This window comes from Saccharopolyspora sp. ID03-671, assembly GCF_045278815.1.
GTDB classification, from domain to species: Bacteria; Actinomycetota; Actinomycetes; order Mycobacteriales; family Pseudonocardiaceae; genus Saccharopolyspora; species Saccharopolyspora ipomoeae.
Genome location: NZ_CP134054.1, coordinates 7,068,441 through 7,091,912, shown reverse-complemented (window position 1 = coordinate 7,091,912; position 23,472 = coordinate 7,068,441). Strand labels below are relative to the sequence as shown.

Sequence of the window (23,472 nt, the reverse complement as noted above, 5' to 3'; positions counted from 1 at the left end):
TTTCAGCTGAGCAGATCGCGGTCAGTTAGGAGGCTGCGCCGGGATCTGCTTGAGCTCAGCCGCCATGTCGAGCCCGCCCAGCCACTTCTTCGATATCGCCGCGAGCGTGCCGTCGTTGATCATGTCGTTGATGGCCTGATCGACCGCGGGCTTGAACCCTCCAGCGTTCTTGCGGAACGACATGCCGTTGACCTCGCGGTCCAACAGCTCCCCCACTGGTTTGACGGGAAGTTTGTTGTTGCTGGCCAAGTATGCGCCCTGGAAGCGGGAGACGAGCATCGCATCCGCATTGCCGCGAGCCAGATCGGTCAAGCCGAGCGTGGCGTTCTGGTAGGTCTTGGGCTGAGCCCCCGGGACCTTCTCGCGGACGTAGGACTCCTGCGAAGTGCCGGCGGACACCGCGATCGTCTTGTCAGCGAGATCGCTGGCACCACGAACCTCGTTGTTGTTCGGGCCTACGAACACCGAGACGCCATTGACCTGATACGGACGGGAGAAGTCCACCTGCTGCGCGCGCTCCGCGGTGATCGTCTGCCCAGAAATCACGATGTCGAACCGGTTGGCTCTCACGCCTTCGATGAAGCTCTGGAAGTTGGAAGCAACGAACTCAACGTTGCCGACGCCCAACCGCTTCGCGAGTTCGCGCGCGACGTCGACGTCGTAGCCCACCGGTTTCCCGCCACTGTCGACGAAGTTCCACGGCGGGTTCGCTTGAGTAAGGGCCACCCGGAGCGTACCGCTCTGCCGCACCTGCGAAAGCACGTCACCAGCTGCCGAACCACCCCCGCCAGAACATGCGGCCAGGATGGCCATCAACGGCGCCAACAGCGATAAGGATAATAATCTGCGATATCTACCAGAGCGAGTTCTGTTCATACCGCTCGCCTCTTCCTCGCACGAAGGAACAACGGCCAGGTTGCGGGACTCGTGTGCATAGCGATGGCCCCGCGTCCATCAACTATCGATCATCGGACCTGAGGCCCCGTTGCACGTGACCCGGCGGTCAACAACGTGTATCCGTTGGCCGGTCGGATCTTTCATTCTGGCTCTCGCGAGTGAATGGACTGTATGCCCCCGTACGGTATGTGGTCAACGCTTCACCGAAACGAGCGAAGCGGACGACCACGTCGGAGCGAACCAGCTGGATACCACGGAAGGCCCAGAAGGTCGATAGTGGACGCCCCTCTACCTGGCACTATGCAATCAAGGCCACTGAGCGTGATCTCGCTTGGATCGACAACTCGGACACGGATGATTGCTCCCAACCCGATAAGCGCAGGTCCAGGGGCCTGCGAACCAGGCACCTCCGCCCCGGTCAGCACGTGACTGCTATACCCCCCTCGGGTCTAGCGGATTGCGAAAGCAGACGAGGACGCCGGGCGCGAGGAGGAAGGAAGCGCTTCCAGGGTGCGCCAGCAATCGCGCCCCGATCGCAACGTTCGACAACTGCTTCCAGAACAACCATCCGGACCCGGCGAGCAAGAAGCCTTCGCAAGCGGGCCGCGGTCAGCCCTGCGCGAGCCGACGCAGCCGGCCCCACCGCGAACGCCTGCTGACGGTAAGCGAGCCTGCTCGCCGGAGAAGAGCCGCCAGCGACATAAACGATCCAATTCTGATCAAAGGCGAGATCAGCACCCAAACCACGATCGAGGCGGAGATTCGTGGCAGCAAAACGACGCCTTTGCAGGCCGGGCACCCGACGGACGCGCAGCGGGCAGGAACAGCCCGCCGGCGACGCAGGCCCCAGCGAAGAGACCGTCGGCGTCATCGAGCTGACCTCACGGCAGGAACGCTCAGCCGCGCCGACGCCACCGACTGGAGCCCTCGAAGCGAGCTCAAACACGACCACGTAGAGCCCGAACTACCGCAGCGTCGTGTCGCTGCCCGTACATGGCCGACACCACCGCGGTGCTTTCCGGCGCGCTGCCCGTCCCCAACCAGACGCCGAAGCTGGTCGAGGTCAACGCCCAGCCCTTCGACCTGCGACGATTCCTGTAGTTGCACGCGACCCCAACACACCATGAGCCCGAACCCCTACCCGGACGACAGCTACGCACGATGATCGACTATCGTCGGTAGTATGCGACTCCGCTCCTCCCGGATTAGCACTTGAACTTGGTTGCGGCTTACCGAGCGACTTCGAAACTGAAATGCCTTCGCCTCATGCAGGAAACCATCGTGCGAGAGATGACGTGCCAGTTAGCGAGCTTCCGAACTCACTTCTAGTGTGGTGGCCGTGAGGAAGCCAACCGCAGGGCCACACAGTTGGGGGAAGCTTCTTGCGCTTTCCCTGCTACTGTGCTTCCTCGTTGTCCCATTTGTCCTGCTGCCAGCACATTGCCTTCCCGGTCACGCGAGCGAAATGCTGACATCAGCTTTTGCTGCTGCCCATGACGACACGCACCACACCGCAGGAGCCGTTCATACGGCAGCACCGACGTTTGTCGATGACACCCTGTCAACGGATCACGATGAGCAGGGCCACGAAGGCCCCTACTGCGACGCAAGCCCGCACTACCTCAGCCTCGCATCCGGCCGATCACCCTCCGAGAAGCTTCTTGACCTGGCGTTTCTTCTCCTAGCTCTAGCCGCTGCCACTTTCGCAAGCGGAAGCTCCACTCGCCTTTTCGCATGGAGCTCATCCCTCCGAAAGTGGCCGTCAAGGCCGAGTTGGATACCGTCCAGCAGGGCTTTTCTGTCACTCGCGAGCATCTCGCGAACCTGATTCACATCAGGCAGTGCTCGTTCAGGTGAACGTCGGGGTAATCCAACCCGAATTTCGAACCTAGTGCAGTTGCCCGCTTTCAGCGGCACTGCCGAAGCCCGCGATGAGCACGCCAGTCCAGCGCGCAACCGCCATCCCGAACCTGGGATATCGGTACACGAGCGCGCCGTTTTCACGCGCACGAGTTCGTCCTTATCTCATCTTCTCGCACCCGGTCTTGTCGTCGGCGTGCGCCCAAAATCAGGAGGTTCGCGTGATCCACGATTCCGTGATCGACTGCGTTGGCTCGACCCCGATGGTCCGGCTCAACCGATGCTTTCCCGAACCCGACGTGGAAGTGCTCGCCAAGCTTGAGATGCTCAATCCCGGCGGCAGCATGAAGGACCGTCCGGCACGGTTCATCGTCGAGCAAGGGCTTCGGGATGGAACCCTTCGGCCCGGCATGCGGTTGGTGGAGAGCACGTCCGGGAACCTGGGCATCGCCCTGGCGATGGTGGCCGACCTGCATGGCCTTTCCTTCACCGCCGTGGTGGACCCGAAGACGTCGCCGACGAACCTGCGACTCTTGGAACTCTTCGGTGCCGATGTCGAGATGGTGACCGAGCCCGACGAAGCGGGCGGTTACCTGCACACCCGAGTCCGCCGCGCCCGCGAACTGGTCGAGACGACCCCGAATGCGGTGCAGATCAACCAGTACGCCAACGAGCTCAACTGGCGCGCCTACCACGAGACAGCAGGTGAGGAAATCCTCCGGGCCGTGGAAGAGCCGGTGGACTACCTCGTGGCGGCGGTGTCCACCACGGGTTCCATTCAGGGGATCGCGCGTCGCCTCCGCACGGAACACCCCAGGCTCAAGGTCGTCGCCGTGGACGCCATCGGTTCCGTCATCTTCGGAGCGCCAGCTGCGCCCCGCCAGATCCCGGGATTCGGCGCCAGCCGGGTGCCCGAGATCCTCAACGAGGAGGAAATCGACCGCGTTCTGCATGTTGCCGACGCGGAATCGGCAGCGGGATGCCGACGTCTGTTGAGCACGGAGAAGATCTTCGCTGGGGGCTCCGCCGGTGCGGCCATCGCGGGCATCGAACATCTGATCTCGAGGCTGGATGAGCCAGCGCGCATCGTCACGGTCCTGCCGGACCGGGGTGAGCGTTACCTCGACCTGGTCTACAACGACGAGTGGGTCGCGAATCTCCCAGACCCGTGGCAGGAGCCGGAAGCGGCGGTCACCTCATGACCCGCACACTCCAGGCCAAACCGCAGGGAAGACCAGGGCATCATGCTTCGGACGGCGGTCGTTGGAATCTGGTGCTGCTGTGGGCGGGGCAGTTCGTCAACACCGCCGGCCTGATGATGCTGGTACCGATCATGCCCTTCTACCTCGAACAGATCGGCACCAACAGCACCACCGAAACCCAAACCTGGGCGGGAGTGGCCATCGCCGCCCCCGCCCTAGCCCTCACCATCGCCACACCACTCTGGGGCCGACTCGGCGACCGAATCGGCCGCAAATGGATGGTCGTACGCGCCCTGGTCGGACTCGCAGTGGCCATGCTCGTCATGGCCACCGCCACCACCCCACTACTCCTCGTCGCCGGACGCCTCCTCCAAGGCACCCTCGGCGGCGTCGTCGAAGCCGCCGCAGCCTTCGCCGGATCAACCGGATCCGACAAAAAACGCGGCTCATCCCTCGGCAAATCCTTCAGCGCCACCGCAGCCGGAGCACTCGCCGGCCCCATCGCCGGCGGACTCCTCATCGGCACCGGCGGACTACCCCAACTCATGATCACCATCGCCGGCACCGCAACACTACTAGCCATCGCATGCGCAATCGGCCTACACGAACCCCAACGGGAACCCGGTAAGGAAGCCGTCTCACCGAAGAGGGACCGCGCACGTCCGTCGGCGATGCGGGTGCCGAATGCTGTTCCACTGGCGATGGCGGCAGCGTGCGCATACTTCGGTGTCTACGGACTCATCCCGGTCTTCGCCGAACACGTCCGCGAAATCGTCCCCGAGCCCAACGCTGCGAGCCTGTGGGTTGGTGTGCTCCACTCCGTGATGTGGGGCGCGACCTTGATCGGGTCGTTCTGGTGGGGCAAGCACAACGACCTCACTCAGCGCCCGCTGCGCACGTTCGCCCTCGCGGCGGCGGGATGCGCTGCAAGCATCGCGATCCTCAGCTTGCCGCTCGACCCGTTCGCGCTCATCCCGTTCCGGCTAGCACAAGGCTTCTGCTTCGCAGCACTCGCCCAGTCCCTCTTCCTGCACTTCAGCAAGCACGCACCGAGTGAGAACAAGAGCGCCTTCGTCAGCACCGCCAACAGCTACCTCCTCATCGGTCAATCTGCCGGCCCACTGCTGGCCGGCCCGATGGTGGGGGCACTTCCGGTAGCCGGAACGGTCCTCGTGATGGCCGCAATGGGCGGGCTCGGTGCCATCTTGGCGCTCGGGCCGACACGTGCCGAGAAGTACTCGATGGACGAGCTCGACGACGAGGTCACCGAAGGACAGTCCGAGCCGACGGCGGACGAGACCTTGTCGCTACCCGTCATCACTGAACCAGTTCGCAACGGCGTTACGATCGTCCCCTACTGCGGTTGGCACATCGCTCCCCACAGGCTCGGCACGCTCGCCGCTCGCTATGCCACGCCGTGGGACCAAAGTGGCGAAGCCCCGCCTGATGAAGCTGCACGCACCTTCGATGCCTGGCAGCGAAGCGGCACGCTCTTCCGCGACCACCAGCCGGCCTTCTACGCCTACGAGCAGAGCGGCCCGCGGGGAACGTTGCGCGGCGTGCTCGGAGCAGTTCACCTCGACAGCGGACTCCTCCCCCACGAAGACGTAATTTCCGAACGCATCGACCGCATAGTCGACCTCATGCACGAAGGTGCGATGAACCTCGACCCCCTGCTGCTCGGCTATTCCGGCGAGGGCCGGACGACAGCCTGCCTGGCACGAGCGGCACGGGCAGCACCCGTGTCGGAGATTCTCGCCGACGACGGACAACTGCACCGCGTATGGCGCATCAGCGACCGCAGCGCGCAGGACGAGGTCATCGGCGAGATGGCGGGCCGTGCTGCCTTCATCGCCGACGGCCACCACCGTCACGCCGCAGCACGGCAGCTCCGCCGCGAGTACTACGCCACAGGCAACGGACCAGGGCCGTGGGACTACATTGCAGGGCTACTGGTTGACGTCAAACGCAATCCGATGCAGCTGGCGCCCATGCACCGCGTTCTCCCGTACACGGATCCGCAGGCTGCGTTGAAGGCTGCATCTACCCGATTCCGCATTCGACCACTGCGCGGAGAACTCCGACAATGGCTACCTGTGCTCAAAGAGCACGCACGCGGCGGACCTGCCTTTGTTGTGGCCACGCCAAGAGGTGCTTTCCTGCTGAGCGAGCCGAACCAAGCGCTCTTGGACGCAAGCCTCAACAACTGCCCGCCGTCGCTTCGGCCGATGCACCTGTCGGTCCTGCACAATCTGCTGATCGACGAGCTGTGGCGAGTCCCTGATTTGCCCGAGTACGTCTCTTACGACGCGAGCGCGATCAACGCGGTCCGCCGGGTCCAACGGCAGGGAGGTTTCGCGGTCCTCCTCACCCCGCCTACCCAGAAAGACCTACGAACAGCCGCGGCGGCAGGTATGCGGCTACCCCGGAAGTCCACGTCATTCGGACCGAAGCCCCACCCGGGCCTGGTCTTCCGCACTACCGGCAAGCGGTGAACTCATGGCTGAGCGACAACTGCAGATCGTTTTGATGACACACCCCGCGGCCAGAGGCATCTCGCACCCACGCACCTCGGGCGGGTGCGCATGTCAGCCGCCCGTCGGCATGTACCGTCGCACGGCGTCTGCGACCTCGTCGGCGGTGCTGAAGGTGGCAGGCTCGCTGATGCGTTGCAGGCTGCCGTCGGGGCGCAGCAGATACGTGACCGGAAGAACGGGAGGCACCTGCAGCGCGCCTTGGAGCTGTCCGTTCACGTCTACGACTGACGGGTAGTGCACCCCGACTTCAGAGATCAGCTCCAATGCCGCGGATCCGCGATCCTGCACGTTGATGCCCACGACCGGGATCGCTTCCGCCCTGTTCGCATACTCCGCCAAGGCGGGCATTTCTTCCCGACACGGCAGGCACCACGATGCCCACACGTTCAACAGAGCCGGTCTGCCGGCGAGCGCAGCACTCAACTCCACTGGTCGCGTATCGCCGAGGCAAGGAACAACCACACCAGCCAGAGGTCCGGCCCCCCGTGCACCTTCGCCGGCGGTGGGACACGGCAACAATGCGGCCCTCTGCCGCAACGACGCCAGCACATCATCGCTTTCCAGCACAGTTGTTCGACCGCTTCGAGGCAGAGGACCACCCAGGTCATTTCCTCCTGGCGGGACGGCGGAATCCCGTGGCCACAAAGCGATCCCTCCCGCCACGGCGAGCACAATCACCACAATCGTCACTCGGATTTCGCGACCCCACCCGCGCACGCTCATGCACCTCCGCTTTGGCCGCCCCACCTGATCGGCGACTCTGCCACCACCTCAACGGGCCACCACGGGAGGGTTCAACGGGCATCCCGCTCGGCAGCTCGAAGCTGATCCACTTCAGCACGCAACCGCGCGATCTCGACATCATGATGCTGAACGGTGGGCTGCGGACCGTGCCGCTGCCCGCGCATCATCAACCACATCATGACGCCCATACCGATGGGGCACGCCAGCAAGGCCAGCAACGTCAGCGACTCCATTTTCGACACCTCCACGTAGGCCCGGCCCCAACAGTACTATGCTCAATCGTATGCTTCCCAAGACAGCAGATGAGGCTGTCGAGCAGGGACAAGCCGACTTCCAGACACTCCGAGGACCAGCGAGGCTGCCCGGGCTAGAGCCAAGTTCGCACTAGCCGAAACGCAGCGGCGTACCAGCGCGAAATCACGTGGGCGACTGACCTGGCGCGGGCTGGACGGTGCCCTGAACACGGGCGCCGGGTTGGCGCCCGGCGCGCATCTCATCGAGCGCAGCGGACAGCACGGGGTACGTAGCGGGTCCGGTAATCTTCCCCACGATCTTTCCGTTCTGGTCGATGAAGAAGGTCTCCGGTACGCCGAATACACCGAACTCCAGAGCCAGCTTCGAGTCCGGGTCCGTGACGTACCGGTAGCCGTCACCCCGCCCGAGCTCGTCGAGGAACGAAATCGCGGAGTCGCGCCGGTCCTGGTAGTTGACACCGACGAACGTCACGCCCGCCTGCTTGTAGTTGGTGGCAGCCGAGGTCAGGACGGCATGCTCCTCCCGGCACGGGACGCACCACGAGGCCCAGAAGTTGACCACGACGATCTGCCCGCGCAAGTCGTTCAGAGAGAGCGAACCCGTGCCCTCCAGCTCTGGCACTCGCTGGTTCGGCGCTGGCTTGCCGATCAACGGGCTGTCCACGAGCGTGGGATCCTTGCCCAGCTGGGCCCCGAACACCGCCCCGATCCCGATGGCCAACACGGTGACAAGAAGAGTGCTCCACCTCGCTATGCGCCAGGCAGTCCAGCGGTGCGGCTTTTCGGCTGGCTCGTGCGCGGGGCTGGTCCGGGTCACGATCCTCCCTCCCCAGCTGTCGCCGATACTTGCCGCAGCATCTCGTCGACCTGCTGCCGCAACTCCGGCGGAAGATCCGAGCGTTTCTGGAGTTGCCGCAGGATCTCGTGCGCCTGCGCAGAACCTCCACCCGCGACGGCGCTATTGGCCTTGAACCAGGCCGCGGACACGGAGGACGAGTCGATGGCAAGCGCCTTGTCGATGAAGCGCCCCGCCTCAGCCGGTTTGCCGATCTTGAACAACAGCCAACCCGACCAGGCCTGCACCTCAGGGTTCTCAGGCTGCTGCTTGATGGCGGTGCCGAGGTGTACGGATGCCTTGTCGAAGTTCTCCTCTGCGAGGTAGCGCTTGGCGAGTGCCAACCGCATGCCCACGACCTCGGGGTTCTGCGCGATCACGGCTTCCATCTCGTCGTTTGTCACCCTGGACAGATCACGCGGAGGCATCCCGGACTGCGCAGCACCACCCGGGGGTGGGGTGAGCGCCTCGTTGCCCGTCACGTAGCCGTTCTGCGGGCGGGTACCGACGTAACTCGGCAAAAGCACAGCGACCGCGAACACGGCCACCACCCCAGCTGCGACGTACAGGAGCAACCAGCCCCGCGACCGTTTCGGTCGGCTCACGCTTGATGTTGCTGAAGGCTGATTCTCCAGTTGCCTGATCGCCTCTGCCGCCCGCCGCTGGTACTGGACGCGTAGCAGGTCGGCTTCGTCCTGGGGGATTTCTCCCAGCGTGACCTGCTGATCCAAGCCCCGCAGGTCACCCAGGGCCTGGTCCCGTCGTTGTTCCAGTTCTGTCAGGTCGGCAGTCACGGCTCGTCGTCTCTCTTAGCGCCTGCGGGGAATTCCTGAAGGGCTGCTTCTACACGCTGACGGTCCTCGTCTGTGAGCTCGGCAGCCGCCATCGAGGACGGACGAGTCCGAGTCACCACCACCAGCGCCCCCACCACCCCGATGACGGCCGGGATCGCCCACACCAGAAGAGTGTTTCCACTGGCTGGCGGCTCCAGCACGACCCAGTCCCCGTACCGAGCCCGGAAGTAGTCGATGATCTCCTGGTCACTGCGTCCGGCGGCGACCTGTTCCTGAACCACGCGCCGCATCGACTGGGCGGTATCCGACATGGACTCCGCAACGGAAACGCTCTTGCACACCGGGCAGCGCAACTTCTGTTCGAGCTCGTACGCGCGGTCGGATTGGGCGGGTCCGCCGGTCATCAGTCCGATGATGGTGATGGCCAGCAGCGCGAGGATCGCACCGCCGATCAGGGCTTGGATGTATCGGTTTCGCAGTTCGATCACCTCGCCCCGACAGGTGGTTCAGGACTCGCATCCAGCAGCCGTGCACGAGCGCGCCGGCGTCCGCTCAACGCCCAAAACCCCCCAGCAGCGATAAGTGAGCCGCCCAGCCACATCCACACCATGAGCGGATAGCGGTAGAGGTTGATCGTGACCCGGTCCGGGTTGAACTGAGCCAACGCGACGTAGATGTCCTGGGTCGACGTCGACCACACCGAGGGGGCTGCCACGGCCTGGGCCTGACCGCGGAAGGAGCTCATGCGGGGCGTTGCCACCTGCAGCACTCCTCCGTCATCGCTGATCCTGATGTCAGCGACCGTGATCGCCCGTCCCGGCTCACGAACCTCACGTACACCGTCGAAGGTCACCTGGTATCCGGCGAACTCAGCCGATTGCCCACGCTCCAGGGTCACCGTCGAACGCTCGGCCATCGACCCAGAAACGGCGATGATCACAGCGACGAGCGCCACTCCAAGATGCGCGAGCTGGCCGCCCCAGTACCCGCGTTGTCCGCGCAAAAGACGGAACACAGCCAACGGCCGAAGACTTGGTGCGGCAGTCACCAGCTGTTGGACGGTGCCGACCACCATGGCGACCGCGATCGCGCACACGGCAACCACGCTGGTAACCCGGACCCCAGCCAGAACAAGCGCAGCTGCGCTGGCGCTGGCCGCCAACAGAGGCCACCGCAGGCGTCTCCAGATGAGCTGCCCGGTCGCCTTGCGGTAGGGGATGAACGGACCAACCCCCATCGCCAAGAGCAGCGCGAAGGACAACGGCACCGCCATGCGGTCGAAGAACGGACGGCCCACCGACACCTGGCTACCTGTGATCCCCTCCACGAGGATGGGGTAAACGGTGCCGGTCAGCACGACGAATGCGAACAAGGTCAACAAGAGGTTGTTGACCAGGAAAATTCCCTCGCGGCTCGCCAGTGACTCGGGACGCGCACCGGAAGCGAGGCGCTCCCCGCGGAAGGCGAACAGGGCGAACCCGCCTCCCAGGACGACCGCGAAGAAGGTCAGGAATGCCGGCCCGATGCTGGACTCCGAAAAGGCGTGGACCGAGGAAACCACGCCGGACCGGGTCAGGAAGGTCCCGAGGATCGTTAAGGCGAACGTCGCCAACACCAGCACGAAGTTCCAGGCTTGCAGCATGCCGCGCTTGACCTGCACAACAGCGGAATGCAGAAACGCAGTCGCGACCAGCCAAGGGATCAACGCGGCGTTCTCCACGGGATCCCACGCCCAGTAGCCACCCCAGCCCAGCACCTCGTAGGACCACCAGGCCCCGATGACGAGTCCGACGGTGAGGAAACTCCAGGCGACCAGATTGGCGCGGCGAGTCCGCTGCAACCACTCGACTCCACCTCGCTTCAGCAACAGGGCCGAGATCGCGAACGCGAACGGGACCGTGAACCCGACGTAGCCCAAGTACAGAGCAGGTGGGTGGAATGCGACGAGGATGTGGTCCTGGAGCAGCGGGTTGGGGCCCGGTCCGTCTGCAGGAGGCTTTTCCACGATCTTGAAGGGATTCGCAACGGTCGCCACAAGCCCGAAGAAGAACGCCGAGACCACGCCCATCACCCCGAGGGCCCCAGTACCGAGTCGATCCTCGGTGTCGCGCACTCCACGCAGCACGGCCGCCGTGTATCCGGCGAGTATGAGCGTCCACAACACGAGGCTGCCACCCAGCGCTGACCAGGCCGTGGTGATCGTGAACAGCAGCGAGCTCGTCCGGGAGTGCGTCTCCGCGACGTAGGACATCGAGAAGTCGTCCGTCAGGAGCGCGATCTCCAGTGCTGCCATGGAGAACGTTCCACCACCGACCATGCACCACACCGGGACGCTCAGCTGTCCACGCCGGACGGAAGCCGGGCGGTACTGGGCGCGAAAGCCCTGCAGGGCCAGAGAGAGCGAGGCCGCCACGCCGAGGAACGCCCCCACCCAGCCGACGGCAGGCAGGACACTGTTCATCGAGCATCACTCCCCGCGTTCTGTTCGGACTTGGGTGGCTTGTAGTTCTCATCGTGCTTGACGATCATGGAGTCCGACACGAATCCGGCTGCCTGCCAAGAACCTTCCAGCACGACACCAATTCCCGCACGGAACAGCTGCGCCGGCGCCCCGTTGTGGATGACGTGAATTTCCTCGCCCCCGCCAGCACTCTGAGATGCCACTGTGAACTCGATGCCCTGGGGGGTGCGAGCCACGCTGCCCTCCCGAACGAAGCCGCCGAGCTGAAATCTGCGCCCGTCGGGAAATTCCGCTCTCTTGGCGACCGCTTCCGTCGGTCAGGTAGTAGACCAGGTTCTGGTTGAGATTCCCAAAGGTGAGCAGCCCGACCAACGTCAGCAGCAAGCCGGCGAGGGAGATCACGAGGAGCCGGTAGCGTTTCACGACACTTCCTTGTTCTTGCGCTCGACGGCACGCCACCTGTGGTGCATTGCCGCGAAATACACCGCGAGCGCGCCATATGCGATGCTGTAGCCCAGTGCAACCCACATCCACTCAGACATCGACTTCCGAACCTTTCAGACGGGGAGCGACAACTGCATCTCCTGCGAGTGCCGGGTCTGCACTGGCCATCCGTTCCTGGACTGCGTCCTCGAGCACCGAGACGCGGATGCGTGCGCGGACTGCGACCGCGTACAGCAGCGTGAACACCAGAACATTGGCGACCAACGCCAGAAGCATCGTGTGGTCGATGCTGGGATCACCGGGTTTAAGCACCGTGGGCGGCTGGTGGAGTGTCCGCCACCAGATCACCGACATGTGCACGATCGGGACCTGGACGAACGCGACGATCCCGAACACCGCCGACCTGCGGGCGCGGGCGATCGGATCGAGGGTGGCGCGTCGCAAGGCGAGGTACCCCAGGTACACGAAGAACATCACCGCAGTGGTCACGAGTCGCGGGTCCCAAACCCACCAGACTCCCCACACCGGCTTGCCCCACACAGATCCGAGCACCAGAGCCAGGCCGGTGAAGAACACACCGGCCTCGGCACTTGCGGCAGCCAACCGGTCGTAACGGACGTCCCTGCGCCACAACCACACAACGCTGCCGACCAAGGTCACCGCAAAGCTCAGGTACGCGATCCACGCCGCCGGAACATGCACGTACATCAACCGCTGCAGATTCCCCTGCAACTGGTCCGGAGGAGCGACGAAGGCAGCAGCCAAGGCGATCACCAACGCGACCCCGGACACGATGGGCAGAGTCCGACCGAATGGCTTCATGCCATCTCCTCCAGATAGTCCGCAGTCAGCAGAACACCCAACGCCACGACGACATCCACGATCGCGATCAGCAACACCCATGGCCAGGCTCGTCCCAAGTCAACGCTGCGCACGATCTGAGTCGCGGCCAACAGCATCGGCACGGCAAGAGGAACGACCAGCAATGGGCCCAACGCGGTCCGCCCGGCCAAGCCCCGCGCAAGGGTGTTCGCCAGCGTTCCGAGCAAGCTCAGCCCGCCCGCCACCAACACCACGGGGACCAGCATCCAAGCCCAGCCGGTCAGCTCCGGGCTGTACAGCGCGATCGCGACCGGCGCGAGCAGCAGCTCGAAAAGCAGCAACAACACAGCGTTGGCCAACGCACGCCCGGCCAGCCGGACTGCCGGATCCACACCGCACAGCCGCAGCACTGCCAGCTGTTCGGGCCTCTCGACAGCCGTGTCGCGGAACGTGACCAACACCCCGAAGAGGAGAACGACAACCCAGTACAAACCTGGGCCGAGTTGGCGCAGCAGCGGGGTGTTCGTGTCAATCGCCATCGGGATCAACAACAACGACACCGCACCGAACGGTGCGATGACTAGCCCGACCTCCCTGGCCCGCATTTCCAGCCGAAGATCCTTGAGCGCGATCTCGAGGAATTGTCGGAAGTCGCCAGAGTCCGCAACTGGTAACAACTTCGTTTTCCCGCCGGTCATCCAGGACGCTCCAAGCTCGTCGCGGGAAGCGTGCTTCCACGGACAACGCGCACAGTGCGGTCAGCAACGGCATCTAGTCGATGCATGTCATGCGAGACGACCACGGCCGCGCCAGCGCGGCGCCGCACCTCGCTGATCAAACCGTCCACGAGACCAGTCGCAGTGACGTCAAGACCCGAGTAGACCTCGTCGAGAAGCAGCAGGTCAGGTTCGGTAAGCAGCACACGCGCCAGATCGGCGCGGCGCAGCATGCCCTGCGAGCACCGGTCGGCGGTCCTATGCGCCGCGCGCGCCAAACCAACCTCCCCAAGGGCCTCGTCGACCAGCGCATCGCTACGACCGAGGAGGCGTCCGACGAACCGGAGGTTCTCACGCAGCGTCAACTGCGGGTACAGCGCTGGCACGTGACCCACGAGGCTGATTCGGCGTCGAACATCGCGTACCGCAAGGCTTCCCAGCGGTACGCCCAGGACGGTGCCACTTCCGGCGTTGATCGGTCGCAGCGTCGCGATGACCGACAGCAGAGTGCTCTTGCCGGAGCCGTTCGCTCCCACCACTCCCAGGCACTCTCCTGCAAGTACCTCGAGGCTGAGACCCCGGAGAACAGAAGTCCGCTCCACATCGACCGAGACCCTCTCCAGGTCGACGACAGCAGCGTTTCGCGCCGGACCGGAGTCGTCGTCCAGTTCGGTCGGATGATCCTCCTCCCGGGCGCGAACCTGCATCTCTACCTCCGTCCGACGCCGCCTGCAGTAGGGCACCACGTCAGCTAGTACTACTGCCACTAGTAAGGTACCTGTTGCTCGAACCGCTACACGACGGGGGATCTGGCTGTATGCCCGAGGCAGCACGATTCACGGAATCGGACGAGGACTGAACGGTGGAACTGTTCGCGTTGATGTCACTGGCCGTCGTCGCCGGCGTGGTTTCGTTCAGTTCGCCCTGCACGCTCCCGCTGTTACCGGGGTACGTCTCCTACGTCGCGGGACTGTCGTCCGACGAAGCTCAACAGCGGCCAAAGCGAGACCGTCGACGGACGGTATCCGGCGCGCTACTGTTCACGCTGGGATTCTCCGCAGTGTTCACCGCGCTCGGGGCGACGGCCTCCGCACTCGGGTCCCTGCTATCCCGTCACGCACGCGCGCTGGAAATCGCCGCTGGTGGCCTGATCGTGCTCATGGCGCTGATGATGATCGGCCTAGTGCGCATCGGCTGGCTGCAACGTCAACTCCGGACGGATCTGACCCGCTTCGGCCGCGGCCCAGCCGCCGCGCTCCCGCTGGGCGCGGCCTTCGCCTTCAGCTGGACCCCCTGCGTGGGCCCCGTCTTGGCGTCGATCCTTGCCGCAGCTGCCGGAACGGCCACGATCACCAAGGGCGTTGCGCTTCTCGTGGCGTACTCCGCTGGGCTCGGGGCACCCTTCATCTTGCTCGCGATTGGGATCGCACGCGGCAAAGGCAGGCTCGCTTGGCTCCGCCGCAACACCAGGAGGATCGAAATCGCCGGTGGGATCTTGCTCGCAGCGATGGGCATCGCCGTGATGACCGGCGGCTGGACCGCGCTGATGAGCGGAGTACTCGGCCTCTACTCACGTCTGGGCTGGCCACCGATCTGACCGCGTTCCATCAGCTGTTCAGTCTGACCGCTATGAACACCCTTCACATAGATCGCGCCAGCGGGCAGGCTGCGGCCATAGGCCCGTGGGAGTTGATGGAACACATCAACCCGCGTGGCACATCTAGTACGGCCAGCTCGGCGTGCTGTGCTTGTCCCGACCGTGAAGGACTTCAGGCGGGCCTCGTTCCCAGACCTGGTGCGACGCCGTATCCTAGTTCCACAAGCGGGAGGTGAAATGCAAGGTCTGGGTGAGCTCGAAGGTACCGTGATGGACGTGCTGTGGCGCGCGTACGGCCCGATGTCGGTTCGCGAGATGTTGATCGAACTCAACGAGACTCGCAACCTCGCGTACACGACGGTCATGACGGTGATGGACAACTTGCACCGCAAGGGCTGGGTCAAGCGTGAGATGCACAACCGTGCCTACCACTACGCCCCGACCGCCTCACGCGAAGAAGCGGCGACTCGAGCGTTGCGTGAAATGCTGGACTCCAGCGGCAACCCGGAAGCGGTTCTGCTGCACTTCGCTAAGTCGACGTCGGAGGACGAGTCCGCAGCCCTGCGGCGCGGCCTGAGGCGTCGGCCGAAGCAATGATCCTGGCGCTCGCTCTTCTCGTCGGCGTCGTCGCGGTCGCCGGTAGCGGTCCAGCCTTCTTGGACCGCATGATTCGGCACAAGACCGATCCGCAAGCGGTACTGGTGACGTGGATCGTTCTGGTCGTTGCGACGTTCCTGACGATGATCGCCACGTTGACAGTCGTTCTGCTGCCCACTTCTGGGCCGACGCCGCTACTCGTCCAGCTCGTTCACCACTGCTGGCTCGCCGTCCGCCACGGCGCGGTGCCGCGGTTCCACGAAATCGCAGCGTTGGCTCTGATCGGGGCGCTTCTTCTTACCGCTGTCCAGACCGGCGTCGGCCTGCTGCGGTACGGGCGACACCAGCGAAAACTGCACCACAAGCACCTGCAGTTGCTCAGAGGCATCGCGAACTGCGAACAAGGCCCGTTCATCACGATGTGGTTGCCCCATTCGAAGCCGCTGGCGTACAGCGTGGCGGGAAGCCCGTCCTTCGTCGTGGCGACCGAAGGTGTCCGCAACGAACTCGCGGAGATCGATGCAGCGGCGGTGCTCGAGCACGAACGTGCTCATCTTCGCGGCCGCCACCACCTACTGGTGGGTCTCGCCGAAGCCCTGGCGAAGTCGGTGCCCTGGATCCCTCTGACTCGACGCTCACCCGAGTTGGTGCGCACCGCAGTGGAACTTGCCGCCGACCGCGCCGCTGCCCGGAAACACGGTCCCGGTGCCGTGCAGTCAGCCCTGCGCATGATGTCCGCGATGGGCGGGCCGGATACACCCCAGCACGCCCTCGGAATGACCGATAGCTGCGTAGCGCTCCGGTTGGATCATCTCGGTGAGCTGCCCGAGGGCGCTACGGTTGCGAAGCGCCTGCTTCTCTCCGGTACCGCAGGTCTCATGGCCGCGTCTGCCCCTGCTATGGCCGGCATCGGCAGTTTGACCGTGATCGGTATCCTGACCTGCCCGTTGTAGCGGGTATTGGTCGCTGCCTTTGCCTTCCGCAGACTCCACCCCGGGCAACGTACCCTCGACGAGGTTGATCGCGACTTCGGCACCGCTCCCCCATGCCAACCAGCAAGGAGCCCCTCTCCATCGGCTCCAACAGGGAACACCCTCAGCAATCTGTGGTGGTCATGTGGTGGCTGCCGGGTCGGATGCACGGCTGCGCTACTCGCCGAAGCAGTCTCAAGCCGCCCATTGATGAGAAGTGCGGACACAGGCGTCACCGGCGCCGGGAACGCAATGCTCCTGACGATCAGACCATCAGAGATCGCATTTCGCGTTTCTCAGAACGACGCTGCACCAGGCGTACGAGTACCGCGCTTGCAAGAAGCATCAAAGATCCGACCGCGAGAACGGGCTGCAACGGCGCCCAGATCGCAAGTGAGCCGGACACGCCGAGCAGCCACACGACAATCTTGTTGCAGACAGGACAACCGACGGCAAGGATGCTCAAGGCGTTGGACCCGAACACGCTCGCTTTGCGACGCCGGCTTCCGGATCGCCCGACGGCGATCCACGCGCCGGTGAGCAGTGCCGTCGCCACCAGCACCGGCAATTCCCACCATCGAACGGGAGTCATCCGGGTGAACCAAGGGGTGTTGAGCACGTCGGTAGGCACGCCTACGGCCACAGCACTTCCGAGCCCCGCCACTACTGCCCAAGCCAGGCGTCGCGTGAGCGGAGCCTCCCGCGTAGCACACGCCGCGACAACAGGATGTCCGCTGCCGGACGTCGCAGGAACATAGCCGTTCTGATCAACAGCTAGGCCGCGCCCGTCCCGAACGGTCATCTCTGCACCACTTTCGCCGAGCATGCACCCAAACATACGCGCATAATTACTATTGCATCTAGTAGACTAGCACGCTACGACGAGACCACATGGCGATCAGGTTGATACGCGGGTCACGGCTAACCGGAACGCTCGAAGGTAAGCAGGCCCACACCGCGTCCACCAACGGAGCGGGAATCTGCGCATAACGCTCACGACCGAAGCAGCGCCACGACTCTTCACAGCCCCCGCGTCATCACGTTGCCCACGGAGACGCCGCGTTCACCGAGCGTGAGAACGGCCATCTGGTTCGTTCGACTCCCCGATCGAACCCTTCCGCGACCGCGGTCGAGCATTGGGGAGAAACCTCAAGCCCAAGAAGAAAATCGTCCTTGCGGCGAGGCGGTACTATATTCCATAGTTCTCTTGTTCGGAGGTCCCCAGCCACCGACGCTAGGAGCGGACCCAGCCCAGCCTCCCACCCGGCACGCTGGGCCCGCTCCCATATTCCTGCACTGGGCATCCGTCGCTCACGATTCTGTCGAAGACTTCGCCGCGAGCCCGCTTGACCATCGCTCCTCCAGGCGCCCCCATCGCCACACTGCGATCGCGATCAGCCAAGTGACCACGAACAGAGCGACCAAGGCGTAACCGACCGAGTCGAGTTCGATGGAACCGATCCAGGCCAGCGGTCCGGTGGTGATCTCCAGCTTTTCGGCTAACAACCCGATCAGCTCGATGCCACCGATGAGGACCGCCACCAGGACGGAGAGGCCGGTGACGACGATGTTGTAGTAGATCTTGCGGATGGGGTTCGACAGCGCCCAGCCGTAGGCGTAGCTCATGAAGACCCCGTCTGCAGCGTCGAGAAGGCTCATCCCGGCTGCGAAGAGCACGGGCAGGCAAAGAATGGCGTACCAGGGGAGGCTGACCGCGGCGGCTCCACCGGCAAGCACCAGCAGCGAAATCTCGGTGGCAGTGTCGAATCCGAGCCCGAAGAGGAAGCCGACCGGGTACATCTGCCACGGCTTGGTGATCGCACGGAACACCCGCCCCAAGATGCGGTTGAAGAAGCCGCGATTGTTCAGCTGGCGCTCCAGCTCCGCCTCGTCCCACTCCCCCTGGCGCATCCGCCGGAACACTCCCAGGATGCCGACGAGCACGACCATGTTCAGCAACGCGATCAGCACGAGGAACACACCGGACACCAGGGTACCGATGACCCCGGTGAGCTGCTGGAGGCTGGATCCGTCGTCTTCGACCTGGCGTGCGAGCGCCTTCACGCCGAAGCTGATCAGCAGGCACAGGAGGAATACGACGGACGAATGACCGAGCGAGAACCAGAAACCGACCGACAGCGGCCTCCGACGCTCCTCCATCAGCTTGCGCGTGGTGTTGTCGATGGCCGCGATGTGATCGGCGTCGAAGGCGTGGCGCATGCCCAGCATGTACGCGGTGATACCCAGCCCCACTCCGAAGACCTGGCTACCGAGGGCGTACTGATTCGGCACCACCAGGCCGAGCAGCACACCCCAGCCCACGACGTGCAGGAGCACGATGAACGCCGCCATGCCGAAGAGGCTGCGGCGTTCACCGGGGCCGAGGGTGGCCCACCTGGTCTTTGTCGTTTCGCCCATCTCGATGCCAGCCACGCCGACCCCTTCGAACACCCACCGCTACTACTGATGCTCGTAGGCTAATGCAAGAGTGCTGCAACAACAAAGGGGAACAAACGTGCGAACTAGGTGACGGGCGAGTCGCAGATCAGCTATGACGGGATGAAACGTCAGCCTGAAAAGACTCTTCGGCAGGCATCGACGCAGCGGACAGCAGACGTCGTCGCCCGAACCATGCGAGTGCGACAACAGCGATCACAGCAACGACCGCACCTAGCCAGATCACCAAATTTGACGCAGTGACGCCGACAAGGGCCCCACCGACCGTGACGTAGGCGATATTCGCCGGCAGCGTACCCACCGCCGTACCCGCGAGGAACGCCATCGATCGGACTCGGGTGACTCCAGCGCCATAATTGATCACCGCATATGGCAAGAGAGGAAGCAGTCGACACACCACGGTCGCTGTGAATCCGCGTCTGGCGAACAACGAATCCAGGGTCTCCAAACGGCCCTTGTTCAATCGCGGCGCGACAGCATCCCGTCCGAGCATCCGAGCCAGGCCGAAGGCCACACCTGCCCCGAACACCGTGCCGGCCACCACAACGGGCAGCGCCACCGGTAGATCGAACACGACTCCGGCAACGGCAGCGAGGGCGGGCCTGGGCACGAACAGCAGCGCAGCCACTCCGAAGAACAGCACGAAGAGCAGCGGCGTCCAGACATCACCGCCACTACGCCAGTGCTCAACGTTCAACAATGGCGCAGCCGGGCGCATCCACAGAGCCACTGCACCTGCTGCAAGGAGAAGCACCCCAAGGAGGGCGAGCCGCACCATCGGTCGGCGTGCCCACACCCGTGGGCGGGTCAGCCACAAGCCGATCCGACGCAACAGCTTCCCCTCACGTTTGAAGTTACTAGATTACCTAGTACCCAGCTTAGCTTTGCACTAGGTGGATGTACGCGACCTGCTTCGGCGTTCGCCTGCCCAACCAAACCCTGCCGCCGATGCGCCTGGTGCTTAGTCCGCCGAACAGTACGATCCCAGTGATCCCGCGTGCCATTCCCCTGGATCGCAGCGGCAGCAGCCGAAGCAGCGGGCATGCGAACCTCAGCGCAACCGCCTGCGGTCGGTCCACTACGGACTTCCGCTTCCGCGAAAAATCGATCTCCACCAGCACTACTGGGGCAATCCCGAAATCGGGAACACGCCGCCGAGACCCCTCAACTCTACTAGCATGCATAGTAGATGGTCTGGCTCGTGCCAAGTACGCTCGGGCGTGACAAGTCCTTGGCACTGAGACCGAAAGCTGGAGTTCGCCCGTGACCAACGCAAGCCGTCCTGTCGTTCTTCTCGCCGAGAAGTTGGCCCCGTCCGTGATCGACGCCCTCGGCGAAGAGGTCGAGATCCGCAACGTGGACGGCACCGACCGTCCGGCGCTGCTCGACGCTGTCGCCGACGCCGATGCGCTGCTGGTCCGTTCCGCCACCAAGGTCGATGCCGAGGTCCTGTCGGCGGCCAAGAACCTCAAGGTCGTCGCCCGCGCGGGCGTCGGTCTCGACAACGTCGAGGTGCCCGCCGCCACCGAGCGCGGCGTGATGGTGGTCAACGCCCCCACCTCCAACATCGTCTCCGCCGCCGAGCACGCCATGGCGCTGCTGCTGTCGGTGGTCCGCAACGTGCCGCAGGCCGACGCGAGCCTGAAGGGCGGCGCCTGGAAGCGCAGCTCCTACGGCGGTGTCGAGCTCAACGGCAAGACCGTCGGTGTCGTCGGCCTGGGCAAGATCGGGCAGCTGTTCGCCGCCCGCGTCGCCGCCTTCGGCACCAAGCTCATCGCCTACGACCCCTACGTGTCGCCGGCCCGCGCCGCGCAGCTGGGCATCGAGCTGGTCTCGCTGGAGGAGCTGCTCAGCCGCGCCGACGCGCTGTCGATCCACCTCCCCAAGACCGCTGAGACCCTGGGCCTGATCGGTGCCGAGGAGCTCAAGAAGGCCAAGCCGAACCTGATCATCATCAACGCCGCTCGCGGTGGCCTGGTCGACGAGGACGCGCTGGCGGACGCGCTGCGCAACGGCACCATCGCCGGCGCAGGCATCGACGTGTTCAAGTCCGAGCCGATCACCGACAGCCCGCTGTTCTCCCTGGACAACGTCGTGGTGACCCCGCACCTGGGCGCCTCCACCACCGAGGCCCAGGACCGCGCCGGCACCGACGTGGCCAAGTCCGTCCGGCTGGCGCTGCGCGGCGACTTCGTCCCGGACGCGGTCAACGTCCAGGGCGGTGCGGTCGGTGAAGAGGTCCGCCCGTACCTGTCGCTGACCCAGAAGCTGGGCCAGCTGCTGTCCGCGCTGCAGGGCGGCACCCCGAGCTCGGTGACCATCGAGGCCCGCGGCGAGCTCGCCGACGAGGACATCTCGGTGCTGCAGCTGGCAGCGCTGCGCGGCGTGTTCTCCGGTGCGGTCGAGAGCCAGGTGACCTTCGTCAACGCTCCGCAGCTGGCCGAGGAGCTGGGCGTTCAGGTCGAGATCAAGACGACCTCGGAGAGCCCGAACCACCGCAGCGTCGTGTCGCTGCGCGCGCACATGGCCGACGGCACCACCGCGGTCGTCTCCGGTGCCCTGTCGGGTGCCAACCAGGTCGAGAAGCTGATCGAGGTCAACGGCCGTCACTTCGACCTGCGGGCCGAGGGCAACGTGCTGCTGCTGGAGTACCCGGACCGCCCGGGCGTGATGGGCAAGGTCGGCACGCTGCTGGGCGAGGTCGGCGTGAACATCGAGGCCGCCACGGTCAGCCAGACCACCGAGCGCTCCGAGGCGATCATGCTGCTGCGCGTGGACCGTCCGGTCGAGCAGGGCGTGCTGGAGCCGATCGGCGCCGCCGTGGGCGCGCGCATCGTGCGCACCGTCAGCCTCTTCTAACACAGAGGAGGGGCTTTGCCACAAACATCGACTATGTGACACAGTTAAAGAACGGCGAGCCCTCTCCCCCCAGGCTCGCCGCCCCCAAGGGCACGGATCCTCTGATGATGCGTCAGACGAGAGGGTCCGTGCCCTCTTTCGTTCCAATCGGAATTCAGGATTCCACATCGGTGAGCCTCAGCAACAATCGCCGAGCACGCTGCCGGTGGGCTGTATCTCGAGCCATGTTGGAGATTCTGTTCAGGAAATTTGGAGGCTGAGAGTTGTGCGCGATTCGAGCGCGACGTCGACCAGCAAAAACGGCCTCCAAGTCGAATCCTGGCGGACAACTAGGGACTCGAACGGCCCGTCCATCTCGGCGTTGGCGCGTGGTTCGGTCGCTGCAATTTTCGCCGCCTTCGGTATCTGGAACCTGCGACTTGCCGCCTGATCCCAGCCGGACCCTGCCCTCTTGCAAACAGTCCGCATCACGGAGCGAACAGGACTGAACACTCCACGGATAAAGGCCAGGCCACAGCCGCGCCACACCCCGATGGAGTCGCCATCACACGGCCTACTACTCTAGGTAGTATATAGTTTCCTTCTTCCTTTATGTGGAGGAGGCGTTGCCGGTTGCATTTGACTCGTCGGGGTCGACGTGAAGAGACTTGCGGCGAGGTCCAGCACAACGAAAACAAGTGGTGTGAGAGATGACATACGGGTTCGACAGCTTCCGCCGACATCTCTAGTGTTGCGACCATGAGGAGCCTTATTGCGCGGCAAAAGAGCTGGGGGAAGTTACTCGCACTTCCCCTGCTGCTGGGCTTCCTCATCGTCCCATTTGCACTTCTCCCGGCCCATGGACTGCCCGGCCACGCGGCCACGATGTCGAAATCAGTTTCGGCTGGCACTGAGCACAACGACAGCAACGGACACGCGAACGACGCGGAGTCCGCATCCAACAACACCTTCGTATCCACAGATCACAATGGACCCAAACACGGCGGTCCGTACTGTGACACTGGATCGGATTACAGCCCCCTGGCGCCCAGCAGGTCGCTGACCAACGACAGCGTCTACCTGGCCTTTTTGTCCCTGGCGCTGGCCTTGGCCGTGGTGGCCGCAGAGCCGTTCCTGTTTCGGCAGCATTGGCGAGCGTACCTTCGTCTATGGGCGACAAAACCACCGTGGAGATCAGCCGGGGCTTCGTTCCTTTCTTTTGCGTGCATCTCGCGAACCTGAGGTGAACAAGTGGCCTCGCCCAGATGAACCGCAAGCGAATTGATTCATAGCACTCATTATCGCTGAGGCTCGTTATGCCTCCTGCAGCGGTTTCACCTGGACGGGAACGTCCATTCAACGCCCGACGGACAGAAACTTCTATTGTTGCCGATCAGAGGCAAATTGCTGCCGTCGTGTGCGCGCCTAGTTCACCTTTCCCGCGCT

20 protein-coding genes and 1 pseudogene are annotated in these 23,472 nt (G+C 64.2%); 6 read left to right on the top strand and 15 right to left on the bottom strand.

Annotated elements, in window-relative coordinates; all coding sequences use genetic code 11:
- Positions 1–21: 21 nt before the first annotated feature.
- A complete protein-coding gene (locus REH65_RS32975; protein WP_406690632.1) occupies positions 22–825 on the bottom strand; it encodes a transporter substrate-binding domain-containing protein in 804 nt (267 codons plus the stop codon).
- 2,153 nt (positions 826–2,978) lie between these two features.
- Between REH65_RS32975 and sbnA the strand changes: the two genes are divergently transcribed.
- Together sbnA and REH65_RS32965 are read left to right on the top strand one after the other, a co-directional pair.
- On the top strand, positions 2,979–3,959 hold the full coding sequence (gene sbnA, locus REH65_RS32970; protein WP_406690631.1) for a 2,3-diaminopropionate biosynthesis protein SbnA: 981 nt from the start codon (positions 2,979–2,981) through the stop codon (positions 3,957–3,959).
- Positions 3,956–6,454 (top strand): MFS transporter, encoded by a 2,499-nt coding sequence (locus REH65_RS32965; RefSeq protein ID WP_406690630.1) that lies wholly within the window; start codon positions 3,956–3,958, stop codon positions 6,452–6,454. Before sbnA ends, REH65_RS32965 begins: the two co-directional genes overlap by 4 nt.
- 93 nt (positions 6,455–6,547) lie before the next feature.
- On the opposite strand, the gene REH65_RS32960 is transcribed toward REH65_RS32965, so the two are convergent.
- The 11 genes and pseudogenes from REH65_RS32960 to REH65_RS32910 all read right to left on the bottom strand — a co-directional run bounded on the left by REH65_RS32960 (position 6,548) and on the right by REH65_RS32910 (position 14,273).
- The gene (locus tag REH65_RS32960) at positions 6,548–7,219 is read right to left on the bottom strand and encodes a TlpA family protein disulfide reductase (RefSeq protein WP_406690629.1); all 672 of its coding nucleotides are present in this window, start codon (positions 7,217–7,219) and stop codon (positions 6,548–6,550) included.
- A 71-nt stretch (positions 7,220–7,290) separates the two neighbouring features.
- A complete protein-coding gene (locus tag REH65_RS32955) occupies positions 7,291–7,473 on the bottom strand; it encodes a hypothetical protein (RefSeq protein ID WP_406690628.1) in 183 nt (60 codons plus the stop codon).
- Between the two features lie 184 nt (positions 7,474–7,657).
- A complete protein-coding gene (locus REH65_RS32950; protein ID WP_406690627.1) occupies positions 7,658–8,311 on the bottom strand; it encodes a TlpA family protein disulfide reductase in 654 nt (217 codons plus the stop codon).
- Positions 8,308–9,123: a tetratricopeptide repeat protein gene (locus tag REH65_RS32945; RefSeq protein ID WP_406690626.1), complete on the bottom strand. Its 816-nt coding sequence runs from the start codon at positions 9,121–9,123 to the stop codon at positions 8,308–8,310. The genes REH65_RS32950 and REH65_RS32945 overlap by 4 nt, the downstream gene beginning before the upstream one ends.
- Positions 9,120–9,611, bottom strand: a complete 492-nt coding sequence (locus REH65_RS32940) for a cytochrome c-type biogenesis protein CcmH (protein WP_406690625.1) — start codon at positions 9,609–9,611, stop codon at positions 9,120–9,122. Before REH65_RS32940 ends, REH65_RS32945 begins: the two co-directional genes overlap by 4 nt.
- On the bottom strand, positions 9,608–11,584 hold the full coding sequence (locus REH65_RS32935; RefSeq protein ID WP_406690624.1) for a heme lyase CcmF/NrfE family subunit: 1,977 nt from the start codon (positions 11,582–11,584) through the stop codon (positions 9,608–9,610). Before REH65_RS32935 ends, REH65_RS32940 begins: the two co-directional genes overlap by 4 nt.
- Positions 11,581–11,841, bottom strand: a pseudogene (locus REH65_RS32930) (cytochrome c maturation protein CcmE); the annotation flags it as partial. The gene REH65_RS32935 and the pseudogene REH65_RS32930, both read right to left, overlap by 4 nt.
- Before the next feature lie 162 nt (positions 11,842–12,003).
- Positions 12,004–12,126 (bottom strand): hypothetical protein, encoded by a 123-nt coding sequence (locus REH65_RS32925; RefSeq protein WP_406690623.1) that lies wholly within the window; start codon positions 12,124–12,126, stop codon positions 12,004–12,006.
- On the bottom strand, positions 12,119–12,850 hold the full coding sequence (gene ccsA / locus REH65_RS32920; RefSeq protein ID WP_406690622.1) for a cytochrome c biogenesis protein CcsA: 732 nt from the start codon (positions 12,848–12,850) through the stop codon (positions 12,119–12,121). Before ccsA ends, REH65_RS32925 begins: the two co-directional genes overlap by 8 nt.
- Positions 12,847–13,548, bottom strand: coding sequence for a heme exporter protein CcmB (locus tag REH65_RS32915; RefSeq protein ID WP_406690621.1), 702 nt, complete (start codon positions 13,546–13,548; stop codon positions 12,847–12,849). The genes ccsA and REH65_RS32915 overlap by 4 nt, the downstream gene beginning before the upstream one ends.
- Positions 13,545–14,273 carry an ATP-binding cassette domain-containing protein gene (locus REH65_RS32910; RefSeq protein WP_406690620.1) on the bottom strand — a complete coding sequence of 243 codons (729 nt, stop codon included), beginning with the start codon at positions 14,271–14,273 and terminating at the stop codon, positions 13,545–13,547. The genes REH65_RS32915 and REH65_RS32910 overlap by 4 nt, the downstream gene beginning before the upstream one ends.
- A 155-nt stretch (positions 14,274–14,428) precedes the next feature.
- Between REH65_RS32910 and REH65_RS32905 the strand changes: the two genes are divergently transcribed.
- The 3 genes from REH65_RS32905 (at position 14,429) to REH65_RS32895 (ending at position 16,713) form a co-directional block, all read left to right on the top strand.
- Positions 14,429–15,163, top strand: a complete 735-nt coding sequence (locus tag REH65_RS32905) for a cytochrome c biogenesis CcdA family protein (protein WP_406690619.1) — start codon at positions 14,429–14,431, stop codon at positions 15,161–15,163.
- 237 nt (positions 15,164–15,400) lie between these two features.
- A complete protein-coding gene (locus REH65_RS32900) occupies positions 15,401–15,760 on the top strand; it encodes a BlaI/MecI/CopY family transcriptional regulator (protein ID WP_406690618.1) in 360 nt (119 codons plus the stop codon).
- Complete coding sequence (locus REH65_RS32895; protein ID WP_406690617.1) at positions 15,757–16,713, top strand: M56 family metallopeptidase; 957 nt, start codon at positions 15,757–15,759, stop codon at positions 16,711–16,713. The genes REH65_RS32900 and REH65_RS32895 overlap by 4 nt, the downstream gene beginning before the upstream one ends.
- A gap of 283 nt (positions 16,714–16,996) precedes the next feature.
- Here the strand turns inward: REH65_RS32895 and REH65_RS32890 are convergent, their stop codons facing one another.
- The 3 genes from REH65_RS32890 to REH65_RS32880 form a co-directional block, all read right to left on the bottom strand.
- On the bottom strand, positions 16,997–17,362 hold the full coding sequence (locus REH65_RS32890; RefSeq protein WP_406690616.1) for a hypothetical protein: 366 nt from the start codon (positions 17,360–17,362) through the stop codon (positions 16,997–16,999).
- 680 nt (positions 17,363–18,042) lie between these two features.
- Entirely contained in the window at positions 18,043–19,149 is a 1,107-nt protein-coding gene (locus tag REH65_RS32885) for a HoxN/HupN/NixA family nickel/cobalt transporter (protein WP_406693286.1), read from the bottom strand.
- Between the two features lie 127 nt (positions 19,150–19,276).
- Positions 19,277–19,918 (bottom strand): TVP38/TMEM64 family protein, encoded by a 642-nt coding sequence (locus tag REH65_RS32880; protein ID WP_406690615.1) that lies wholly within the window; start codon positions 19,916–19,918, stop codon positions 19,277–19,279.
- 533 nt (positions 19,919–20,451) lie between these two features.
- On the opposite strand from REH65_RS32880, the gene serA reads away from it, so the two are divergent.
- Positions 20,452–22,047 (top strand): phosphoglycerate dehydrogenase, encoded by a 1,596-nt coding sequence (gene serA / locus REH65_RS32875; RefSeq protein WP_406690614.1) that lies wholly within the window; start codon positions 20,452–20,454, stop codon positions 22,045–22,047.
- Positions 22,048–23,472 lie beyond the last annotated feature (1,425 nt).